The 21,055-nt window shown below is 54.3% G+C and carries 23 protein-coding genes; 13 read left to right on the top strand and 10 right to left on the bottom strand.

All coding sequences use genetic code 11. From position 1 onward, the window contains the following. The 3 genes from J5M72_RS21445 to J5M72_RS29010 all read left to right on the top strand — a co-directional run bounded on the left by J5M72_RS21445 (nt 1) and on the right by J5M72_RS29010 (nt 1,888). The gene (locus J5M72_RS21445; RefSeq protein WP_169431568.1) at nt 1-606 is read left to right on the top strand and encodes a pyridoxamine 5'-phosphate oxidase family protein; all 606 of its coding nucleotides are present in this window, start codon (nt 1-3) and stop codon (nt 604-606) included. Between the two features lie 222 nt (nt 607-828). Beyond that, the gene (locus J5M72_RS29015) at nt 829-1,227 is read left to right on the top strand and encodes a hypothetical protein (protein ID WP_243433419.1); all 399 of its coding nucleotides are present in this window, start codon (nt 829-831) and stop codon (nt 1,225-1,227) included. A gap of 40 nt (nt 1,228-1,267) precedes the next feature. Continuing rightward, nucleotides 1,268-1,888, top strand: a complete 621-nt coding sequence (locus J5M72_RS29010; protein ID WP_243433418.1) for a hypothetical protein — start codon at nt 1,268-1,270, stop codon at nt 1,886-1,888. A gap of 123 nt (nt 1,889-2,011) precedes the next feature. On the opposite strand, the gene J5M72_RS29005 is transcribed toward J5M72_RS29010, so the two are convergent. Beyond that, nucleotides 2,012-2,332, bottom strand: coding sequence for a hypothetical protein (locus J5M72_RS29005; protein ID WP_243433427.1), 321 nt, complete (start codon nt 2,330-2,332; stop codon nt 2,012-2,014). On the opposite strand from J5M72_RS29005, the gene J5M72_RS29255 reads away from it, so the two are divergent. The 5 genes from J5M72_RS29255 (at nt 2,229) to J5M72_RS21415 (ending at nt 7,057) form a co-directional block, all read left to right on the top strand. Next, nucleotides 2,229-3,251 carry an MATE family efflux transporter gene (locus J5M72_RS29255; protein ID WP_347709526.1) on the top strand — a complete coding sequence of 341 codons (1,023 nt, stop codon included), beginning with the start codon at nt 2,229-2,231 and terminating at the stop codon, nt 3,249-3,251. The two genes, J5M72_RS29005 and J5M72_RS29255, sit on opposite strands and share 104 nt — an antisense overlap. Before the next feature lie 278 nt (nt 3,252-3,529). After that, nucleotides 3,530-4,381, top strand: coding sequence for a hypothetical protein (locus J5M72_RS21430; RefSeq protein ID WP_243433417.1), 852 nt, complete (start codon nt 3,530-3,532; stop codon nt 4,379-4,381). Continuing rightward, complete coding sequence (locus tag J5M72_RS21425) at nt 4,378-5,214, top strand: inositol monophosphatase family protein (RefSeq protein ID WP_169431572.1); 837 nt, start codon at nt 4,378-4,380, stop codon at nt 5,212-5,214. Before J5M72_RS21430 ends, J5M72_RS21425 begins: the two co-directional genes overlap by 4 nt. Nucleotides 5,215-5,237: 23 nt before the next feature. Then, nucleotides 5,238-6,374, top strand: a complete 1,137-nt coding sequence (locus tag J5M72_RS21420; protein WP_207867013.1) for a radical SAM protein — start codon at nt 5,238-5,240, stop codon at nt 6,372-6,374. Next, nucleotides 6,371-7,057 carry a thymidylate kinase gene (locus tag J5M72_RS21415; protein WP_207867012.1) on the top strand — a complete coding sequence of 229 codons (687 nt, stop codon included), beginning with the start codon at nt 6,371-6,373 and terminating at the stop codon, nt 7,055-7,057. Before J5M72_RS21420 ends, J5M72_RS21415 begins: the two co-directional genes overlap by 4 nt. A 75-nt stretch (nt 7,058-7,132) precedes the next feature. Here J5M72_RS21415 and J5M72_RS21410 read toward each other — a convergent pair whose 3' ends face one another. The 3 genes from J5M72_RS21410 to J5M72_RS21400 all read right to left on the bottom strand — a co-directional run bounded on the left by J5M72_RS21410 (nt 7,133) and on the right by J5M72_RS21400 (nt 9,164). Beyond that, nucleotides 7,133-7,621, bottom strand: a complete 489-nt coding sequence (locus J5M72_RS21410; RefSeq protein WP_207867011.1) for an N-acetyltransferase — start codon at nt 7,619-7,621, stop codon at nt 7,133-7,135. Between the two features lie 317 nt (nt 7,622-7,938). Further along, nucleotides 7,939-8,433, bottom strand: a complete 495-nt coding sequence (locus tag J5M72_RS21405) for a GyrI-like domain-containing protein (protein ID WP_207867010.1) — start codon at nt 8,431-8,433, stop codon at nt 7,939-7,941. Nucleotides 8,434-8,501: 68 nt separating this feature from the next. Further along, entirely contained in the window at nt 8,502-9,164 is a 663-nt protein-coding gene (locus tag J5M72_RS21400; RefSeq protein WP_192562126.1) for a LysE family transporter, read from the bottom strand. Between the two features lie 139 nt (nt 9,165-9,303). Between J5M72_RS21400 and alaC the strand changes: the two genes are divergently transcribed. Then, nucleotides 9,304-10,512 carry an alanine transaminase gene (gene alaC, locus J5M72_RS21395; RefSeq protein WP_207867009.1) on the top strand — a complete coding sequence of 403 codons (1,209 nt, stop codon included), beginning with the start codon at nt 9,304-9,306 and terminating at the stop codon, nt 10,510-10,512. Between the two features lie 63 nt (nt 10,513-10,575). Here alaC and J5M72_RS21390 read toward each other — a convergent pair whose 3' ends face one another. Both J5M72_RS21390 and J5M72_RS21385 read right to left on the bottom strand, forming a co-directional pair. After that, nucleotides 10,576-11,928: a GntP family permease gene (locus tag J5M72_RS21390; RefSeq protein ID WP_169431577.1), complete on the bottom strand. Its 1,353-nt coding sequence runs from the start codon at nt 11,926-11,928 to the stop codon at nt 10,576-10,578. A gap of 82 nt (nt 11,929-12,010) precedes the next feature. Next, nucleotides 12,011-12,544, bottom strand: a complete 534-nt coding sequence (locus tag J5M72_RS21385; RefSeq protein WP_064598881.1) for a gluconokinase — start codon at nt 12,542-12,544, stop codon at nt 12,011-12,013. 216 nt (nt 12,545-12,760) lie between these two features. Here J5M72_RS21385 and J5M72_RS21380 point away from each other — a divergent pair, with 216 nt between their 5' ends. Continuing rightward, the gene (locus tag J5M72_RS21380) at nt 12,761-13,792 is read left to right on the top strand and encodes a LacI family DNA-binding transcriptional regulator (RefSeq protein WP_207867008.1); all 1,032 of its coding nucleotides are present in this window, start codon (nt 12,761-12,763) and stop codon (nt 13,790-13,792) included. Between the two features lies 1 nt (nt 13,793). Here the strand turns inward: J5M72_RS21380 and J5M72_RS21375 are convergent, their stop codons facing one another. Further along, nucleotides 13,794-14,666, bottom strand: coding sequence for a LysR family transcriptional regulator (locus tag J5M72_RS21375; RefSeq protein WP_207867007.1), 873 nt, complete (start codon nt 14,664-14,666; stop codon nt 13,794-13,796). A gap of 121 nt (nt 14,667-14,787) precedes the next feature. On the opposite strand from J5M72_RS21375, the gene J5M72_RS21370 reads away from it, so the two are divergent. The 3 genes from J5M72_RS21370 to J5M72_RS21360 all read left to right on the top strand — a co-directional run bounded on the left by J5M72_RS21370 (nt 14,788) and on the right by J5M72_RS21360 (nt 17,495). Further along, a complete protein-coding gene (locus J5M72_RS21370) occupies nt 14,788-15,228 on the top strand; it encodes a PACE efflux transporter (protein ID WP_207867006.1) in 441 nt (146 codons plus the stop codon). 125 nt (nt 15,229-15,353) lie between these two features. Beyond that, nucleotides 15,354-16,775 (top strand): MFS transporter, encoded by a 1,422-nt coding sequence (locus tag J5M72_RS21365; protein ID WP_207867005.1) that lies wholly within the window; start codon nt 15,354-15,356, stop codon nt 16,773-16,775. Nucleotides 16,776-16,928: 153 nt separating this feature from the next. Then, nucleotides 16,929-17,495, top strand: coding sequence for a hypothetical protein (locus J5M72_RS21360; RefSeq protein WP_207867004.1), 567 nt, complete (start codon nt 16,929-16,931; stop codon nt 17,493-17,495). 74 nt (nt 17,496-17,569) lie between these two features. Here the strand turns inward: J5M72_RS21360 and J5M72_RS21355 are convergent, their stop codons facing one another. The 3 genes from J5M72_RS21355 to J5M72_RS21345 form a co-directional block, all read right to left on the bottom strand. Further along, on the bottom strand, nt 17,570-18,889 hold the full coding sequence (locus J5M72_RS21355; protein WP_169431582.1) for a PAS domain-containing methyl-accepting chemotaxis protein: 1,320 nt from the start codon (nt 18,887-18,889) through the stop codon (nt 17,570-17,572). 590 nt (nt 18,890-19,479) lie between these two features. After that, nucleotides 19,480-20,493 (bottom strand): ABC transporter substrate-binding protein, encoded by a 1,014-nt coding sequence (locus J5M72_RS21350; RefSeq protein ID WP_207867003.1) that lies wholly within the window; start codon nt 20,491-20,493, stop codon nt 19,480-19,482. Continuing rightward, nucleotides 20,490-21,035 (bottom strand): sigma-70 family RNA polymerase sigma factor, encoded by a 546-nt coding sequence (locus J5M72_RS21345; protein ID WP_207867002.1) that lies wholly within the window; start codon nt 21,033-21,035, stop codon nt 20,490-20,492. Before J5M72_RS21345 ends, J5M72_RS21350 begins: the two co-directional genes overlap by 4 nt. Nucleotides 21,036-21,055 lie beyond the last annotated feature (20 nt).

The following is a 21,055-nucleotide window of genomic DNA, read 5'->3' as shown; positions in this document are numbered from 1 at the left end:
ATGATCGATTCAATCCAAGCGCTGGAAGCCATTTACGGATTGCCCCACGAACGGGCGGTACGCAAGCAGATCGGTTTTCTCAACGAGGACTATCAGGCGATGGTGCGGGTCTCGCCGCTGGTGATTGTCAGCTCGGTCGGCGCCGACGGCATCGACGGCTCCCCGCGCGGCGATGCGCCGGGTTTTGTGCGGATCATCGACGAGCGCACCCTGGCCCTGCCGGATCGCCCGGGGAACAACCGCATCGATACCCTGCGCAACGTGCTGCACGATCCGCGAGTGTCGCTGTTGTTCATCATTCCGGGGATTGGCGAGACGTTGCGGGTCAATGGCACCGCGACCATCAGCGCTGATCCCGAGTTACTGGAAAGCTTCGCGGTCAACGGCAAACCGGCGCGCACGGTGTTGCTGGTGACGGTGGAGGCGGCGTTCTTTCATTGCTCGAAAGCGTTCGTGCGTTCGGATGCGTGGAATCCGCAAACCCATCTGCCGCGCTCGGCGCTGCCGACGGCGGGCGCGTTTCACAAGCGCCTGAATGATGGGCAGTTTGATGCCGAGGCTTATGATCGCGAGGCCCCGATCAGAGTGCGCGATAGTCTCTATTAAGAAAAAATCTCAGCCAAAGCTCCTACTGATTCTGCGGAAGCTATCTATAGAAGTTTAATTATCTAAAAAAGAATTTTCCTTCACTAAAAATACTATCGCCCTTCAACAACTTGTAGGGCGTTTCTGATTTTGGATCCAAATATTGACGAAAGACCTAAGTAAAAACTAGGGTTTCCTCATGAGCGAGGTTTACAGAAAATTTAAATAAACGGGATATCCAAAATGGAAACGTTAATAACAACATCAAAATCCTCTATTACGGAAAACACCATAACAATTTTAGATGGGCATTTATCACTACCAAAAAGCTATTTACTCGAAAAAGCTTATCTAGAACACACAAGCACACTGATTGTATCAGGCTCTTTAATTGAGGGAATCGGAACGATTCATTCTGATATCGACTGCATTATCATTTGCGAAAAACGCCCCAAAGCACAAAACATGAAACACATCGGGCACGCGTTTGTCACCGACAGTAACTATCGACACATTACCAAAGATGAAGACGTCCATAATACAACCAACTTCTACGGCGACACCAGTATTCACATTGATGCCGACTATGTAACGTATTCAGAAATAGATAATATTTTTTTTAAAAATCGAAAAAACATTTGAAGAAATCACCTCTGACCAACGTTTCCTCTACGCTCCCGTTTTGACAAACACAGAAGACAATGTAATCCATAGGCTAATAATTGGTCACGCCCTGAGCAATCATGAAAAATTCTCTCAACTTAAATCAAGAATTCCCCTAGAGAAACATATTTACTTAGCTCATCGCGAAAAGCTTCCAGTTTTCTATGCCTTTCAGGATATTCAAGGTTGCTGGCAATCAGAAAATCTATGGATGGGTTGTGAGATAGCTCGAGACATGATGTTTAAAACCGCAATGAGTTTCACCTACCTTACGGGTACAACAAACAAACATTATAAGTGGGTATACTCAAACATGTACCGCATTGAAGGATTTGATGAGATCAAGAATAAATTCTTCGCACTAGCCAGACAAGGTTCCAGCACAAGAGACGAATGCAGATCGTACATTCAAGAAACCCTCAAATATATGGATCTGCTATTTTTAGAAATTGAAAAAACTCTAAACAACTCAAAAATATATCCAACTGCAGAACAGTCTCTCGCTGCCCTCGACAATGAATTCAATGAGCGCAAGCAGACCACACACAAAGTTTCAATGTGCGAATACTATTTCAGAAAAAAATACTTTGCCGCAAAAGACACTCCGCCGCTTTTGAGTTTACTGAAAGAGTGGGAATAAAGCGCCTTTACAACACCACACTTGTTAATTGGTGCTACTCGCTGGCGGCCCGCTTATGGAAATTTACAAAATAGCAATTCCGCTCATATTCTCTAGATTGGGCGACATGACAGCTTCACTGATCTACTTTTCCTTCGCTGGCCACTTTATCGTTGACTCACTTGATTCCGCTTCATTTGCCTTGGCATCAATATCGTTTATTACTGTCATCGGTATCGGATTTTTTTCTCCAACACTAATCAAGATAGCGGGATCAAATAATCTAAACACAAACAACATAAAATCCGAAATAACAATATCACTAAGGCTCTCGATTTTATTTGGAGCCCTGATCATATCTATGATTTCTTTTGCGCACACAATCGCGCTTACGCCAATGACAAACCTAACCAACACGGAAGACATCCAAGCACTGCTGTTAATATCCCTATCAATTCCAGCCATATACCTACAGGTTACAATATTCAATTTTTTTAACGGAGTACAAAAAACACACTACGAAGTAATTTATACGTGGACATTTAACATTTGCCTCACTTCAGCCTGCATAATCTTGATTAACACGAACTCGGCAATCACGCTACCTGACTTCATACTCATATATTCTTGCTTACGATGTGCTTTCGCAACCCTCGCACTTTTCTACTTCAACTCTAAAATCCACCTGTATATAAAAAACTTCCAGAAAGCCATACAAATACCGAAAGAACAGTATCTTAAGTATATAGCTCGAGGTTTGCCAATGGCCTTATGCTTTGGGGGTGAAAGCTTTCTATTTTTCATATTATCATTCATTTCGAAAAACTTAGGTGAAAACAATTTATCCGCCTACCAAGCCTCACTACACTTTATAAGCATCATATATATGATATCAATTGGAATAGGGAATGCGACTGGGCTTATCGCCGCCCGTCAATTTACCAGAAGGGATTTAGGATCGCTTAAAAAAACTTATATCCAAGGACTAAAATCAGGCCTATTAGCACTAACGCCCTTTTTGCTAGCCAGTGTCCTTTGGAAAGAAAACATTTCCATGACCTATACGTCAGATTCAACGATCAGGAAACTAATTGAAACCAATACTCTTTACTCGATTCCTTTTTTAACTTTTGAATTCGTCTATGTTTTAACCAGGACGATTTTGAGGAGCATGGACGATTTCTGGGTTCCCACACTTCTAACTATTCTGACGTTGAACATTTTTGGCATTACCCTTTGCGCAATTCTTCTAAATTTTTACCGCAACATACATTCTATATTTATAACCTTAATAATCTGCTCATTCATTCTGATGCTGGCAATGTTTTGGCGATTGACATTTTTATTGAAAACACACAGCAACCAGCCAATAGGTAAACTTTAGATACTTGATCCCGCTTTTACTAATTCACAACGCAAGTTAAAACATCTAACCGATTGCATTTTCGTGAGACTCCAAACATGAATTATGCTAGCGCGTTACCTTTGCTCTACAACTCGCACTTAAATTCCACAACCATTATCAGCGAACATCACGCATGGAGAACTCTGACCGGTTTACAAACCAGTGATTATTACGCTTACCGCAAAGCACTAATGAACGGGTGCCATCTCCAGAGAGCCTCCTTTGAACTCCGCCATCCAGAAGTCATGGTTTGCGACTTGAGCAACCTCGACCCAATTTATGATGGCATGTCAGACGAAGAGATAATACGAATATGGGAGTACTTAAACTCAAGGACAACCCAATTACAATCATCTGACATTTGCAAGATAAAGGGAGATGGTCTCTCACCAGAACTAGCCGTGTCAGGACCTTCCAAAGCCAAATTATTAGATTTCAAGAGCGACCTGATTAAAGAAGCACTCGCGACATCCCACCAGCCTTTCCCCTGCGTAAAGCCAACGAATAGAGGCCTTACAAAAACCAGACTGCTAATAGATACTGATAATGAAACCTTGGATTTCCACAATAAATTCTGCGCCTTCTACAGCAAATACATTTCTTATGAACACTGGGATAGCAGTCTTGCTCTCAATACCAGATACATCTATGACGACCACTCTATCTGGCTAAAAATCAAAAACATATCAAAAAATAAGCTCTTTTTATTATCAGCCGGCCTACCACTTGCACTTGGATATCTGGCAGCTACCAAAGATACAGATATATTCTTTTCTGAAATTCATCGCCAAAATGACCCGAGCCTTCTAACTAGAGATGAAAATTTTCTAGACATATTCCCCCATATAACTTCGCCGAATGATTCATGGCTGATTATAGACAAGGCCTATACCGGCGGAAGCCTCAGGCAAGCGGCGAATATGATCAGAAAGAAACTTGGTTATAATTTCGAAGTTAAAACACTAGCACTTTTCCCCAAAACCTTCAGCGCCTTTATGAGTGCAGACTACGCCGTTTACGCAGGAAAACTATTCGACGTAAAAGTCTACGCATCTAAACTCAATCGGAAAAACTGGCATACGCAATTAATATCTGAGAAGTCGGTATGAGAGCACTATTCAAGCGTGAATACATTCCAGAACTGGAAGTAAGTCTTTATGAAGCCAGAAAGCAGTTACGGCGCTATTGGGCCGGCACATTGTCCAGTCTTCCAGAATTTAACAAAACCAATACAGACCAGCATTTCAACCAAACACAATACGACATAAATTGCCAAAACATACTCTTTAGTTGCCTGTCAAAATCTCGTCTCAAAATGACAATTTACTCAGAAGAAAGCACTTCACCAATAAAACTTGGAGATCACGGTGACCTTTACGCTCTGATTGACCCCCTAGATGGCACACACAATGCGCTTATGGGTTTCCCGAACTACACATCTAGTGTTGCCATCTATCATGGTAACGAGTACGTATTTGGATGGATTTACGACATCTCTAGAGATTTAGTCTATACCGCTGCGCTTGGTGAAGGAGCGTATCTTCAGTCCGCAATAATTGTGAAACGGTTAACCACTCGAAAAACCGAATCATTAGAACAAATGCGACTTTCATTTCACCGTCCTCGTGGCAGTAAAGAAAGACATAAAATAGAACGGCTTTTATGGTCAGCGGACAAAGTTCGTATTTACTCTTGCTCTTCGTTAGAAATCTGCCTGATTGCTGCTGGGGTTCTTGATGCGTTTATTGATATCGGTTCACCTGGGCACGAGAGAAGCTGTGATATTGCGGCGGCAGAACTTATTTTGAGAGAGTCAGGCGGAGCATTATTCGATGAAAAAGGTCACTCAAGGCATTGCTTACCGCCATCCGTAGAAGCCCTGAAGGATAATGGAACATTGATTGCCTTATCTTCAGAAGATCTAATAAAAATATTCTTGTAGTGCAATTAACTGGAAGCCGAATCATGCTATTCGATACAGTAAAATTGAAACTCGCCCTACTGGCTAACGGCGTTAATTTCAGCAGGGATTTCTTAGAGCATTTCCAAACAGAGGTGAATCATATTGAAAAAAGACGTGCATACGGAACAGGTGACAGCGTCATAATCAACCCAACGATCCGAACCCCACAAGAAATTGTTCTTGATGGCGATATCATTACTGCCGCCAACTACAACCCACACTCAAAATACAAAATCATCTTAGAGCGAAACACTCCCGCACTAAGCTACAATAAAAACATCATTGACATTACTTTTCCAGCCAGGCCTAAATCTTACGGAAAAATCTTAAGTAATGGCGAGTTATTTGAAAAACATCTGACTATATATGGAAATTCTACGCTTGGAATTTTCTCCCCCGGCCATTGCTACTACTTCAATGACGGTCATGAGTGTAAATTTTGCTCTCTGGGTTCAGCTCGAGAAAGCCTGTCAGATCATAGAATGCGAATTAAGGGCGACATCGCTGGAGAAGCAGTAGCGATGGCTGTCAAAGATGAGAGTCGCCGATACCGAAGAGTCTTATTAAACGGAGGTACAATCCCTAACTACGACAAAGGGTATGGGATGCATATCGATTTGCTGAATAGAGTAAAAGAAAAGAATGCACATAACCACTTGGACTACCACTTGATTTCTATGCCACCCAAAGACTTCCGTCTTTTCGAAAAATTCAAGGCTGTCGGCAATAATATGTCAATGAGCCTGGAGGTATTCAACCCTGGCCTTTTTTCAGAAGTATGCCCAGGCAAATCTCGTGACTACACTCGGGATCGTTTCCTCGAAGCTTTTGAAGCCGCTGTAGAAACTCTCGGGCGCGGCAACGTATATGCCGGATTCGTTGCCGGAATGGAGCCATTAGAGTCAATCATAGAGGGTATCGAATACTTTGGGCAGATGGGCGTAGTTCCAGCAGTGGCAGCATTTCACCCAGATGCTGGCTCGCAATACAGTGCGAGAAAACGACCTTCCGTAGAGTTTCTGAGTTCAATTGGTAAAAAGATGTCAGAAATTTATCAAAGAGAAGGATTTCGACCATTGATAGAGGGTAGCGGTAGAAACTCTCTAGATACTGAGGCTTACCTAGGAGCGTTCGCATGAACTACACCTCTGAGCAAGGAATATTTATCGCATTTGAAGGAACGGATGGTGCAGGAAAGTCTACTATCGCAAGAGCAACATACGAAATCCTCTCCCAATCTAATATAGATTTGCACTACGTCGACAAAAACCGTCCACCCGTTTCTTCAGGATATACCGAATACCACATGTCACGACTCCGGGAGGTTCTTTGGGACTATCCGGACAACGCCCCTCTTGAGCAATTAGGCGACAAACACTGGATGAGCCTTATAACTGCATGGTTTCAAGCGACAGACCATGCTGCTATATCTCCAATAGTTAGCTCTGGCGAAAATTGCATCGCAGATGGCTGGTACCACAAATACCTAGCGCGCTTCTTGCTTAAAAGTACAGATTTAGCAGAAGAAGCCCTAACAGTATTTTCAACAATTAGAAAGCCAGACTTCGTGATTTTCCTCGATATTGACCCAGCTCTCGCGGCACAAAGAAAGGGATCGTTCCGTCTAAGCGAGAGCGGAGCTTATGACGGTGGCAATGAGGATCGCCTTAAAAGTTTCATTGCATATCAGAACCGAGTCCGATCCAGTTATGAGCACTGTGGTTTGGCAAATTGGGTGGTGATTGACACCACCGATTTAAGTGAAGAGGCAGTACTTGATAGAGCGGTAGGCGCGGTACAAAAAATCCTTACTAAAAACTAGAAATCCCGCCTACCCGGGTGAGTGCATGACACGTACAAATGAGTAACCAATCTCCCACAGGGGTTTAGTGTTGGCTCACAGAGTGAGGATCATCTCGTGCCACGCCATCCCGCCGTGGTCGGACTCGGACGGCTTGATGTAGGCAAAACCGAATCCGGCGTACAGCGGGATGTGCCGTTCCTTGCACATCAAGTGAATCGTTGCCCTGCCTTGGGCGCGCATGCGTTCGATGAATTCACCCATCAGGCGCTTGGCCAGCCCCAGGCCCTGATAGTCCGGGTGCACCACCACCGACATGATCACCACGTTCGGCCCGGCCGGGTCGTGGCCGATCAGTTCCTTGAACGCCTCGTCGGACATCTGCACATCAAATGCCGCGCCGGAGTTGATGAAGCCGGCCACCTGCCCGTCCACTTCGGCGACGATGAAACCGTCCGGCCAGGTGGCGATGCGCGTGGCGATCTTCTCGCGGGTCGCGGCTTCGTCGCCTTCGTAGGCGAGGGTTTCGATGGCGTAGCAACGGTCCAGGTCGGCGGCGGTGACGTGGCGGATGACGGTGTTCATGGCGGCTCGAAATCAGTGAAAACAAGGCCGCCAAGGATAAAGGAATAAGGTGTTCATATCGATCCGCACGGGCAGCGTAAAGCCTGCGTATAAGCGCTTTTCTTCGCAATCGGGACGGTCTATTCCTGAGCACTGTCTCTGATCACCCGAAGGGGAAACAGCTTATGAGCAGCGTGGAAATCGGTTTGTTGATGGTGTTGGGCATCAGCTTCTTCGGCTTCATCACCTTGGGCATCGACCTGTTGCGGGCGCGACGGATCAAGGGCAAGTAAGACTGGACCGGCAGCGCGAAACGGGTTCGCGCTGCCGGTTGCAGATCAGGTTTTCTTTTCCACCGGGACGCAGATTTCCAGCTTGCCGGTGTTGGTTTTGGGATTGAAATCGGCGCTGTAGCGTTCCAGCTCCGGGGCGTTGAGCCCTTTGTATTCGGAATTCGGCAGCCAGGTGTTGTAGATGTAATCAATGGTCTGCGGCAGCTGATCCAGCGAACCCTTGTGTTCGAACACCGCATACTGGCGTGGCAGGATTTCGATCCACGGATACTTTTCCTGCGGGAAGTCGTCCAGCTTGCGGATTTCGACCCCGGCCATGTAATCGAAACCGCCGTTGCCATCGAAATTGCTGCAGACACCGTAGGTCACTTCGCCCTTCTGCCCCGGAATGTTTCCGATGTGCGGGATCAATTTTTCCCACAGCGCAGGAATGTCCTGAACGGTCTCTTTGGTAAAGCGATCGCGAAAACCTGCAATCAGCAGGAAGTGTCCATGTTCGAAGCGAGGTTCAGCCACTTCGACGCGTTTTTGCTCATCCATGACTCGACTCCTTGAACGAAAAAAGTGGGTTCGGCTGGGAGTATAGAAGCCAAACCCGATTCGCACATTTACAGCGTATGCAGGGCCTCGGCGGCGCCGGAACCGACGAACTCGTTATAGCCCGATACGATCACGTAGACCGCGAAATAGCAGAAGATCGCTGCCGATGCCAGGTAGGAATAGCGCAGCAGTTTGTCGCCCAGCAACTTGCCGCCATGGCTCGCAGCGAAACACAGCCCCGCCGACCACAGCAGCCCGGCGCACAGGAAGCCGCCAAGGAACAGCGCCGAGCTCAAAGGACCGCCGCCGCCGGAGCGGGCGATCAACGTACCGCCCACGGCCGCGAACCAGAGGATGGCGCTCGGCGACGACATGGCGAGAAAAATCCCACGGAAGAATTCCTTGCGATGGGAGTTCTGGCCAACCTCGGCGGTCGCCGCCAATTGCGCCTCGTGGTGGATCGCCGAATAGATCATCTTCGCCGCGAAGTAGATTAACAGCGCCGAACCGCCGATCCACAGCACCCAGCGCACAGTTTCGTATTGCAGCAGAACGGTCATTCCGGCCAGCGCCAGCACCGCGTAGATCAGGTCGCCGACGCAGGTGCCGAGACCCAGTGCGAAGCCCTGAAAATAGCCGCGCTGCATCGCCAGGGTGATCATCGCGATGTTGGCCACGCCGATATCCAGGCACAGCGAAAGGCTCAACAAAAAGCCGCTGGTGAATTCCATTAACCGTTTTCCTTGGGAAAAAATTGTTGTCGTGCACGCTGGACAGCCTGCCATCGCTGCCCTTATCTTCCGCCACAGGTCACCGCAGTGACCAGCGTCGCTCGGACGGTTCCGGGCGCTTACGTTATCCGAGGCAACAATGGCTGAACAAGGTTCGCCGCGCCGCTTTGCGCGCATAGATCGACTCCCCCCTTACGTTTTCAACATCACTGCCGAGCTGAAGATGGCCGCCCGACGTCGTGGCGAAGACATCATCGACTTGAGCATGGGCAACCCCGACGGCGCCACGCCGCCGCACATCGTTGAAAAACTGGTGCAGGTTGCACAACGCGAAGACACCCACGGTTACTCCACGTCCAAAGGCATTCCGCGCCTGCGTCGGGCGATTTCCAACTGGTACAAGGAACGCTACGAGGTCGAGATCGACCCGGAAAGCGAAGCCATCGTCACCATCGGTTCCAAGGAAGGCCTGGCGCACCTGATGCTGGCGACCCTGGATCAGGGCGACACCGTGCTGGTGCCGAACCCGAGCTACCCGATTCACATCTACGGTGCCGTGATTGCCGGCGCCCAGGTGCGGTCGGTGCCGCTGGTACCGGGCGTGGATTTCTTTGCCGAGCTGGAACGGGCGATTCGCGGCTCGATCCCGAAACCGAAGATGATGATCCTCGGCTTCCCGTCCAACCCCACCGCCCAGTGCGTGGAGCTGGATTTCTTCGAGCGGGTGATCGCCCTCGCCAAACAGTACGACGTGCTGGTGGTGCACGACCTGGCTTACGCCGACATCGTCTACGACGGCTGGAAAGCCCCGTCGATCATGCAGGTGCCGGGCGCCAAGGACATCGCGGTGGAGTTTTTCACCCTGTCCAAGAGCTACAACATGGCGGGCTGGCGCATTGGTTTCATGGTCGGCAACCCGGAACTGGTCAGCGCCCTGGCGCGAATCAAGAGCTACCACGACTACGGCACCTTCACCCCGCTGCAGGTGGCCGCAATTGCTGCGCTGGAAGGCGATCAGCAATGCGTGCGCGACATCGCCGAGCAATACCGCCAGCGCCGCAACGTGCTGGTCAAAGGCCTGCATGAACTGGGCTGGATGCTCGAGAACCCGAAAGCCTCGATGTACGTTTGGGCGAAGATTCCCGACGCCTACGCCCATCTCGGTTCGCTGGAGTTCGCCAAGAAGCTGCTGGCCGAGGCCAAGGTCTGCGTCTCGCCGGGCGTTGGTTTCGGTGAGTACGGCGACGATCACGTGCGCTTCGCGCTGATCGAGAACCAGGACCGGATTCGCCAGGCCGTACGCGGGATTCGCGGGATGTTCCGGGCGGATGGCCTGGTGACCAAGTAACTCGCGAATTGCCCCCACAAAAAAACCGCATCGCTGCGGTTTTTTTGTGTCTTGCGTTCGAGGTTAAACGAACAGCGACAACAACAGAATAAAGCCCAGGCCAACCACCGACAGGATGGTTTCCATCGCCGTCCAGGTCTTGAAGGTCTCGGCCACGGTCATGTTGAAGTACTGCTTCACCAGCCAGAAACCGGCATCGTTGACGTGGGACAGGATCAAGGAGCCGGCACCGGTGGCCAGCACCAGCAGCTCACGGTTCACGCCCGGGATCATCCCCACGACTGGCACCACAATGCCCGCACCGGTGATGGTCGCCACGGTGGCCGAACCGGTCGCGATGCGGATCACCGCCGCCACCAGCCACGCCAGCAGGATCGGCGAGATCTGCGCGCTGACCGCCATGTGGCCGATCACGTCGCCCACACCGCTGGTCACCAGCATCTGCTTGAAGCCACCGCCGGCGCCGATGATCAGAATGATCGCGGCGGTTGGCGCCAGGCTGGCGTCGAGCCACTTGAGCATCTGTTGGGAACCGATGCCCTGCTTGGCGCCGAAGGTGTACAGCGACAGCAGCAATGCCAGCAGCAGCGCCGAAATCGGGTGACCGATCATGTCCATCCAGGTGCGGAAGAAATGACCGTCCGGCAGCGCCACATCAGCGAAGGTTTTCAGCAGCATCAGGAACACCGGTAGCAGCACGGTGACCAGGGTGATGCCGAAGCTTGGCAGTTTGGTCGAATCGGTTTCACGGGCCAGTTGATCGACCAGTTCCTGGTTCGGATGACCCGGGATGTGCTTGGCGATGAACGTACCGAAGATCGGACCGGCAATGATGGCGGTCGGCAGCGCGACGATCAGACCGTAGAGAATGGTCTTGCCGATGTCGGCACCGAACACGCCGATGGCCAGCAGCGGGCCCGGGTGCGGCGGCACCAGACCGTGCACGGCGGACAGGCCGGCGAGCAGCGGAATACCGATCTTGATGATCGACACACCGGTGCGGCGAGCGACGATGAACACCAGCGGAATCAGCAGCACGAAGCCGATTTCGAAGAACAGCGGAATGCCCACCAGGAACGCGGCGAACATCATGGCCCACTGAACCTTGTCCTTGCCGAACGCGCGGATCAGGGTCTGGGCGATCTGATCGGCACCGCCGGATTCGGCCATCATTTTGCCGAGCATGGTGCCCAGCGCGAGGATGATGCCGACGAAACCGAGCACACCACCGAAGCCGTCCTGGAACGCCTTGATGATGGTGCCGATCGGCATGCCGGACGTCAGGCCGAGGAACGCGGCGGCGATGGTCAGGGCAATGAAGGGATGGAGCTTGAACTTGGTGATCAGGACGATAAGCCCGATCACCGTGACCACTGCATCAAGCAGCAGGTAGGCGTCATGGGACATGCCAAACATTGGGGGTGTCTCCTGGTTTGTTGTTGTTATTAAAGCGGGTTAATCAGAAGTCGAAAGGACAGCGCTATCTTCGCAATCACACTCATACCGCCTGTTTCAGGCCATGGGCCTGCCACCAGACGTGGGCTTGCGACGCCAGTTCTTCAACGCTGTGGATCGAAGCATTCAGGGCCAGGGTCAACGGCTCGCCCTTGGGCGATTCGAGGGTGGCGAACTGGCTTTCGATCAAGGTGGCCGGCATGAAGTGGCCCGGACGGTGGGACACACGTTCGGCGGCCACTTCAGGCGTCAATTCGAGGAACACGAAGCCCAGACCCGGCAAGGCGCTGCGCAGCACTTCGCGGTAACTGTGTTTGAGGGCCGAGCAGGTCAGCACCGGACGTTCGCCCAGGGCGTCGACGCGGCGCAGTTCATCGCACAGGCTGTCGAGCCAGCCGGCACGGTCTTCGTCGTTCAGGGGAATCCCCGCGCTCATCTTTTCGATGTTCGCGGCCGGATGGAAAGTATCGCCTTCAATGGCAGTGGCGCCGCTCAATTGGCACAGGGCCTCGCTGACGCACGTCTTGCCGCAACCGGCAACGCCCATGATGACCAGGGCGGTGATGGGATGATTCATGTAACACCTCAGCGCGCAGACAGCGCTACCTTTGCTAGCTATGACTCTAGTGCACAGGCAGAAGTTGCCGACGCCTTCTTGTCGTTTTTTTGGGTTGCAGCAGGTTTTGTCCGTACGCCAAAAAGCGAGGATCAGGCAGGACCTCGCTTACGCATTTGCAGCTGCATAAGGACAGCGCTACCTTAGTGCCTTGATTTTTGTTTGGCAAGCCGCCCGATGACCACCCCTAAAAACGATAAAAACACCCGCACCACCGGCCGTCCCACCCTCAATGAAGTTGCCCGGCTGGCCGGGGTCAGTCCGATTACCGCCTCGCGCGCCTTGCGCGGGGTCAGCACGGTTGCCACCGAGCTGGTGGAAAAAGTGCAAAAAGCCGCGCTGGAACTCAACTACGTGGTCAACCCCGCCGCCCGCGCCCTGGCGTCGGCCCAGAGCCATTCGGTGGTGGTGCTGGTGCCTTCGCTGTCCAACCTGCTGTTCATCGACACCCTGGAAGCCATTCATCGGGTGCTGACGCCCAAAGGCTTTGAAGTGCTGATCGGCAACTTCCACTACTCGCGTGATGAAGAAGAAAAACTGCTGCGCAACTACATGGCCTATCAGCCACGCGGTTTGCTGCTGACCGGCTTCGACCGCACCGAAAGTTCGCGACGGATGATCGAGGCCAGCAACATTCCCTGCGTGTACATGATGGAACTGGACAGCGCCGCCGGGGTGAACTGCGTCGGTTTCTCCCAGCTCAGCGCCGGGGAAACCGCCGCCGAGCATTTGCTGTCCCGTGGCCGCAAGCGTCTGGCGTACATCGGCGCGCAACTCGATCAGCGCACCCTGCTGCGCGGTGAAGGCTTTCGCAAGGCGTTGCAGAAGGCTGGTCGCTATGACCCGGATTTGGAAGTGCTGACACCGCGCTCATCGTCCGTGGGCCTGGGTGGCGAGTTGTTCCTGCAACTGCTGGCGGCGCACCCGGATGTCGATGCGATCTTCTTCGGCAATGACGACCTGGCCCAGGGCGCCCTGCTGGAAGCGCTGCGCAACGGAATCAAAATCCCCGAACAAGTGGCGATCCTCGGTTTCAACGACCTGCCGATGTCGGAGCACATGGTGCCGCGCCTGAGCAGCATCAACACGCCCCGCGAAGCGATCGGCAAGCGTGCGGCGGAGCAGATGCTGACGCTCATGGCCGGTAACAGCGTGGCGCGGCCGGTGGAGGACATGGGCTTCGAACTGAAGATTCGCGAGAGCACCTGACTCAACCTCCCAGCAACTCCACCAGAGCCAGCGCGCCCTTCTGCAACGGCTGGCTCTTGAGCCACACCGCGTGCACCGGCAGCACCAGACCGTTTTCGATGTTGCGAAAATTCAGCCGTTTCAAGCGTCCGCTATCGAGCCACGGCTGTACCACCGACAACGGAAAATTGCCCCAGCCCAACCCCGCCTCGACCATTTCCAGCGCCGTTTCCAGGCTGTCGGTGCGCCAGTGGGATTCGGCCACCAGCGGCCGGGTTTCGCTGATCGGCAAGTCGCGACTGCCGACGACGATCTGCCGGACATGCACCAGATCCTCGAGAAACAGGTCCTGCCCCTGCAACAGCGGACTGTCCGCCGCCAGCGTGGCGATCATCCGCTCAGTGCCGACAAACTGAAAACGCTCCAGCACATTCACGCTCAACCCGGCGAACGCCAGGCACACGCTGATCCGACCACTGTGGAGCATCGCCAGCACATCGTCCTGTGGCGCGGTCAGCACTTCAATGTCGAGCAGCGGATGGCGCTCACTGATGTCCTTGATCGCCGTCAGCAACCGTCGGCGATCGATATCCGCCGCCACGCCGATCGACAACTTGCTCTCCAGCCCCAACGACAACTGCACCGCGTGCACCTGCAATTGCTTGAGCTGATCGGCGATCAATCGCGCATGGGGAACCAGCGACAGCGCCATCGCCGTGGGTTGCGGTTCTCGGTGACGACGGTCGAACAGCGGGTAGCCGAGTTCGGCTTCAAGATTGCCGATGGCCATGCTCACCGCCGACGGGACTTTTCCCAATGCCCTGGCAGCCGCGGAAAACGAGCCGCGCTCGATCACGGCGAGAAACAGCTCGATGCTTTCACTGTTGAAATTCACTTCGCACACCTATCAATAAAACTGAAAGCTACTGACTTTTTCTGTCACCTCCATTGAAGCTATCTTTCGTCGCCTTCGCCAGCCCCACTGGCCACAAGTCGCAAGAAAGAGGCAATTCCCCATGCAAGGCGTCAAACGCAAACTGGTTTATGTGTCGCTCTATGAAGTGATCGGCATGACCTTCTCGGCCCTCGGCCTGGCCCTGTTGTCCGGCACCTCGCCCGGCAGCACCGGTCCGCTGGCGGTGATCATCACCACCATCGCCGTGACCTGGAACTTCATCTACACCTCGCTGTTCGAGCGTTGGGAAAGCCGTCAGGCCTCGCGTACCCGCACGGTCAAACGCCGCATCGCCCACGCCGTCGGCTTTCAACTGACGCTGATCGTGTTCCTGATTCCCCTGATCGCGTGGTGGATGAACATCAGTCTGGTGCAGGCCTTTTTGCTGGATCTGGCGCTGATCATGTTCATCCCTTGCTACACCTTCGCGTTCAACTGGTTGTTCGATAAGGTGTTCGGTTTGCCAGCGTCTGCGCTGCCGGATCCGCAGCCCGCGACATAAATCGTTAATTGGTAAGCGGATATTGCAAAAAATCGGCGGTTTTCCCTCGCCAAGCGCCGATATAAACAATCCTTGATTTCCGATAGCAGGCTAAGCTTTTCCATCAATAAAAAATGGACCAGCCCATGACTGCACACGCCCCCGCCGCGCAACGCGACGGCATTGACCCGGTACGCGCCGCCGAGATTTCCGCCCGCATCGACCGCCTCCCGGCAGTCGCCACGATCTGGCGGCTGGTGGCGCTGCTGTCGATCGGTGGTTTCTTCGAACTCTACGACCTGTTCCAGACCGCCTACATCAGCCCCGGCCTGATCCGCGACGGCGTTTTCGCCACTGGCAATCAGGGCGTGTTCGGGTTCTCCGATCAGGCTGCGTTCGCCTCGGCGACGTTCCTCGGACTGTTTCTCGGTGCCAGCCTGCTGAGCCCGATGGCGGACCGTTTCGGGCGGCGGGCGATCTTCACCTTCGCGCTGGTCTGGTACACCGTCGCCACAGTTTTGATGGGCGTGCAGAGTTCGGCGCTGGGGATCATCTGCATGCGTTTTCTGGTGGGCATCGGCCTCGGCATCGAACTGGTGACCATCGACGCCTACCTCTCGGAACTGGTGCCCAAGCGCATGCGCAGTTCGGCGTTCGCTTTCGCGTTTTTCGTGCAGTTCCTGTCGGTGCCAGCAGTGGCGTTGATGTCCTGGTGGCTGGTGCCGCAGGCGCCGTTCGGGGTGTCCGGCTGGCGTTGGGTCGTGTTGGCCAGCGCAGTGTTTGCGCTGTTCATCTGGTGGCTGCGCAAGCGTCTGCCGGAGTCGCCGCGCTGGCTGGCCCAGCATGGCCGTTTCGATGAGGCGAACCGGATTCTCGACGACATTGAGGCGCGCTGTGAGAAAGATCATCGCCAGCCACTCGACGCACCGGAAGCCGTGGCAGTCGATGTCGAGGGCAAGGGCCGTTTCGCCGATATCTGGCAACCACCCTACCGCCGCCGCGCGTTGATGCTGATCGTCTTTCACATCTTCCAGGCCATCGGCTTTTTCGGCTTCGGCAACTGGCTGCCGGCGCTGCTTTCCGGTCAGGGTGTCAGCGTCACTCACAGCCTGATGTACGCGTTCATCATCACCCTCGCCTACCCGCTCGGGCCGTTGCTGTTCGTCAAATTCGCCAACCGCTTCGAGAACAAGTGGCAGATCGTCGGCTCGGCCCTCGGCGCCATGAGCTTCGGCACCTTGTTCGCGTTGCAGACCAGCGCCTTCGGCCTGATCTTCTGCGGGGTGATGATCACCTTCTGCAACGCCTGGCTGAGCTTCAGTTATCACTCCTATCAGAGCGAATTGTTCCCCACCAACATCCGCGCCCGGGCCGTGGGGTTCTGCTATTCGTTCAGTCGCTTGTCGACGGTGTTCAGCAGCCTGCTGATCGGTTTGTTCCTCGACCACTTCGGCACGCCGGGCGTGTTGGCGTTCATCGTCGCCAGCATGCTGATCGTGATGTTGACCATCGGCTACTTCGGCCCCCGCACCCGCAACCTCGCCCTGGAAAACATCGCCCATCGCTGACGGACAACGGTCATCCTCTGCCGCCCACCGGCAAGGGATGACCGCTTCGCTGGCTCACGCGAAACAACAAGCCATTGAAATAAAAGGACTTATTCGAAAGGCACGGTATTTGCTGTCCAGGACTGACAGTCATTACCTACAGGTCCTTTCATCATGTTGGTCAGTGCAAAACAACAGCAAATCATTCACCTGCCCAAGCCGCTGAATGACGATGCAACCGCCACGGCAGCGGCCGGTCTGCAAGGCGGCCTGCACGGCGCGATGCTGCAGACCCTGCAAAACCAGGCCCAGGCGCAAACCGCCGAAGCCACCGCCAAAGTGCAGGAATCGGCCACCCAACTGGCGACCCGGCAAGTCGGCGAAGCCACCCGCATCAGCGACAACGTCGACGAAGCATTCGCCAAGACCCGTGTCGCCCTGCAAACCTCCGATACTTCGCCGAGCAAATCCACAGGCTCATCGGCCCTGGACGAGTTCAAGGACTACATGAGCAAAACGCCGGAACAGCGTCTGCGCGACAGTATCCTTCAGGAAATGGGCCTGACCGAGGACGACATCAAAGCCATGCCGCCGGAGAAACAACTGGCCATCGGCAAAGAGATCGCCGAGCGACTGCAGGACAAGATGAAGCTGGCCGAAGCCGAGAAACAGAACAAACAGGACGCCAACTCGGCCAAGATCAGCGACCAGTCGGCAGACAAGTTCCTCGCTTCACTCTGACCCGCATCACGCTGCGCAGCGGCGCAATAAAAAAGGATCCCCACCGGGGATCCTTTTTTTCAGCCGTGAAACCGTCAGTTCAACTGCAAAGTCTCATTGAACTGGCTGATCGCATCCACCACATGCCGCGAACCCTGCTGGATCTCCCGGATTGCGTCGCCCGCCTCGTTCGCCAGTTCCACCCCGAGCCCGGTGCGGCTCAGGCTCGACTGCATGCTCGACACTGCGCTCAGTGACAGCTCATGGTTCTTGCGCACCACATCGACGATCTCCAGGGTCGCCTGGCTGGTCCGCGCCGCAAGACTGCGCACCTCGTCCGCCACCACCGCAAAACCACGCCCGTGCTCACCGGCCCGCGCTGCTTCGATGGCCGCGTTGAGCGCCAGCAGGTTGGTCTGGTCGGCAATCCCGCGAATGGTCTGGACGATGGTGCCGATGATGTCCGACTGTTTGCTGACCGCATCGATGCTCAGCGCCGCTTCGTTGAGGTCGCGGGAAATGTCCTGAATGATCTGTACCGTTTGCTGCACGACCTGTGAGCCTTTTTGCGCGCAGGCGTCGTTTTGTACCGAGGTGCTGTGGGCCGATTCCGCAGCGGTCTGCAGCGTGGTCATCTGATGGGTGATGTCGCTGGCGAACTTCACCACTTTGTACAACCGGCCCTTGGCGTCGAACAGCGGGTTGTAAGAAGCTTCGAGGTAAACGGTTTGCCCGGACTTGTTCTTGCGCTCGAAGCGGTGCGAGTGATATTCGCCGCGATTGAGCGATGCCCAAAAGGCCTTGTATTGCGCAGACTCGGCTTCGACGCGATGACAGAACAGACTGTGGTGATGGCCGACGATTTCGTTGAGCGAGTACTGCATGGTCTTGAGAAAGTTGTCGTTGGCGGTGATTACATTGCCTTGCGGGGTGAACTCGATCACCGCCATCGAACGGCCGATGGCGGCCAGCATGCTTTCTTCTTCCTTTTCCTTGTTCACGCGCGCGGTGATGTCCGCCGCCACTTTGATCACACTTCGGACTTGTTTGTCCGGGCCATACACCGGCATGTAACTGGCTTCCAGCCAGATCTCCCGACCGCTTTTGTTCAAGCGCAGGAAAGTGCCGCTGATGGGTTCGCCACGGGCCAGGTCACGCCACAACTTGGCGTATTCCTCGCTGCGGTAAAACGCCTCTTCACAAAAGATCCGGTGATGTTTGCCACGCACTTCTTCGGCGCTGTAACCCATGGTCTTGCAGAAGTTCTCATTGGCATCCAGCACGATGCCCTCGGGGGTGAATTCGATCATTGCCATCGAACGGCTGATCGCCGCCAACTTCGCGTTGGTTTCGGTCAGGGCACAGCTGAAGCGCTCGATTTCCTGCAGGTCAGCCTTGTGATGTAGGTTGAACATGTCTCTATCACCTTCCGCGCGTTCTTTTGATTTGATGAAAGTTCGGGTCTTTCAGAATCCACCACTACGTTCCAGAGAACAGGCACACGCCTTCCTCCACAGGAGGAAGTTGTCAGGTGATAAACGATGATTAATCAAAGAGTCCATGTAGCAACGCTTTAATCAAGACATCCTTCTCTTGATAGCCCGCAGGCGGGCCATTCCTAACGTGTAGAAGAACTTCCATTTAAAAACATGCTCCTTGTCGGTTCAGTGTCCGGTGCCTTGGATTGCGCACTCTGGCAGCTTTGTTCGTGGCTAACCTAATGCCGTCGAGGCGCTTTGGATGACGGTCGACATAGTTAGTTAGGTTTGAGCATAGACAGCGTAAAGCCTTGCGCAAGGCCACTAGTCGGCCAGCACCACGGGGAATAAGGACAAAAAGCGGACAAGAAACGGTTCAGCGAATTCGGCTTGTTTGATCTATCGCTTTCGCGAGCAGGCTCGCTCCCACAGGGTCCTGCGCAATATTCAAAGTGGCGCAACACCTGGGGGAGCGAGCCTGCTCGCGAAGACGGAGTAACAGTCGCTACAGGAATATCAGGAAAGAACTACAGACTGCCGCTCACCTTGTTCGCCACATCACCCGGCACCCAAGGCTTCCACACTTGCGGTTGATCACGCAGGAACGCTTCGGCGACCTGGCGTGGCTGCTGACGCTTCTCGCTCATCCCGGCCAGGGTCTGGTTCAGCAGATCGATCGGCAAGTCGACCTTTTCAAAGAATGTCACCAGTTCCGGGTACTGTGCCTTGAACGGCGCCGACACGCCAATTGCCAGGCTCGCCGGCATCGAGCGGGTGCCTTTCGGATGGGGGTTGTTGGCATCGGCCAGGGTTTTCCAGGCGTCGGCGTCGAACGGCGGCTCTTCGAGCTTCACCAGTTTGAAGCGACCGAGCAGCGGCGTCGGCGACCAGTAGTAGAACAGCACCGGTTTGCCGCGCTTGATCGACGACGCCACCTCGGCATCCAGCGCCGCGCCGGAACCGGTGCGGAAGTTGACGTAACTGTCGTTCAGCGCATAGGCCTTGAGCTTCTGGCTGTTGACGATTTCCGAGGTCCAGCCGGTCGGGCTATTGAGGAAACGCCCACGGCTCGGGTCTTCCGGATCCTTGAACACATCCTTGTAGCGCGGCAGGTCGGCCACCGATTTCAGCTCCGGCGCCAGCGGTTTGATCCCGCGCTCGGGGTCGCCCTTGATCACGTATTCCGGCACCCACCAGCCTTCGGTAGCGCCCTTCACCGTGTCGCCAAGGCCGAACACCTTGCCCTCGGCAGCAGCCTTGACCCACGCCGGACTGCGCCCGGCCCACTCCTCGCCGATCACTTGAATGTCGTTTTTCGCCAGCGCCGCTTCCAGGCTGACGGTGCTGCCCGGCAGCGTGTCGGTCGGGTAGCCATAACCTTTTTCAACGATCAGGCGCAGTACTTCGGTGATGAAGCTGCCACTTTCCCAGGTGATGTCGCCGAAGTGAATCGGCGCGGCTTTTTCCACTGCCACGGCGTGCCCGGCAGTCAGGGTCAGGGCCAGCAGCGAACTGCCGAGCAGGGTTTTGATCGATCTCATGCGGACCTCTTGTTCTGGGAGGAAATCAGGGTTTGGTTGGCGCTGTGGCGGTTGCACAGGGCCTGGGAACGGGTCATGTACAGGCTCACCGAACGCTGGGAGATGCCCAGTTCGGCAGCGATTTGCGGGTAGGTCAGGCCGTCGATGCGGGCCAGCAGAAAGGTCGAGCGCACCTTGCCCGGGAGGCGTTGGAGTGTCCGGTCCAGGTGCTTGAGGCTCTGCGACAGATCGGCGAGTTCTTCGGGAGACGGGGCGTGATCGAGATCCACTTGTTGCAGTTGATTCAGATGCCGACGCTCCAGGTCGCCCCGCCGCCAGCGCTCGTACAGCAGGCGTTGGGCAATGGTGGTGAGCAAGGCGCGGGGTTCGCGGATGGCGGTCAGGCCCGGCGCTTCGAGCAGTTGCGCGAAGGTTTCGGCGGCGATGTCTTCGGCGGTGGCCGCATCATTCGATTGCCGACGCAGACGTGTGCACAACCACTGGTAATGGTCGCGAAACAAGGTGTTCACATGATTGCGATGGGATGAGTCGGCGCCGGACATGGGGGCTCCTTGGTCAAGGG

This window comes from Pseudomonas sp. 58(2021) (assembly GCF_017491585.1).
Classification (GTDB): Bacteria; Pseudomonadota; Gammaproteobacteria; order Pseudomonadales; family Pseudomonadaceae; genus Aquipseudomonas; species Aquipseudomonas fluorescens_BT.
Note: the sequence above shows the minus strand (reverse complement) of the source record. Positions and strands in the feature narration are given on the sequence as shown.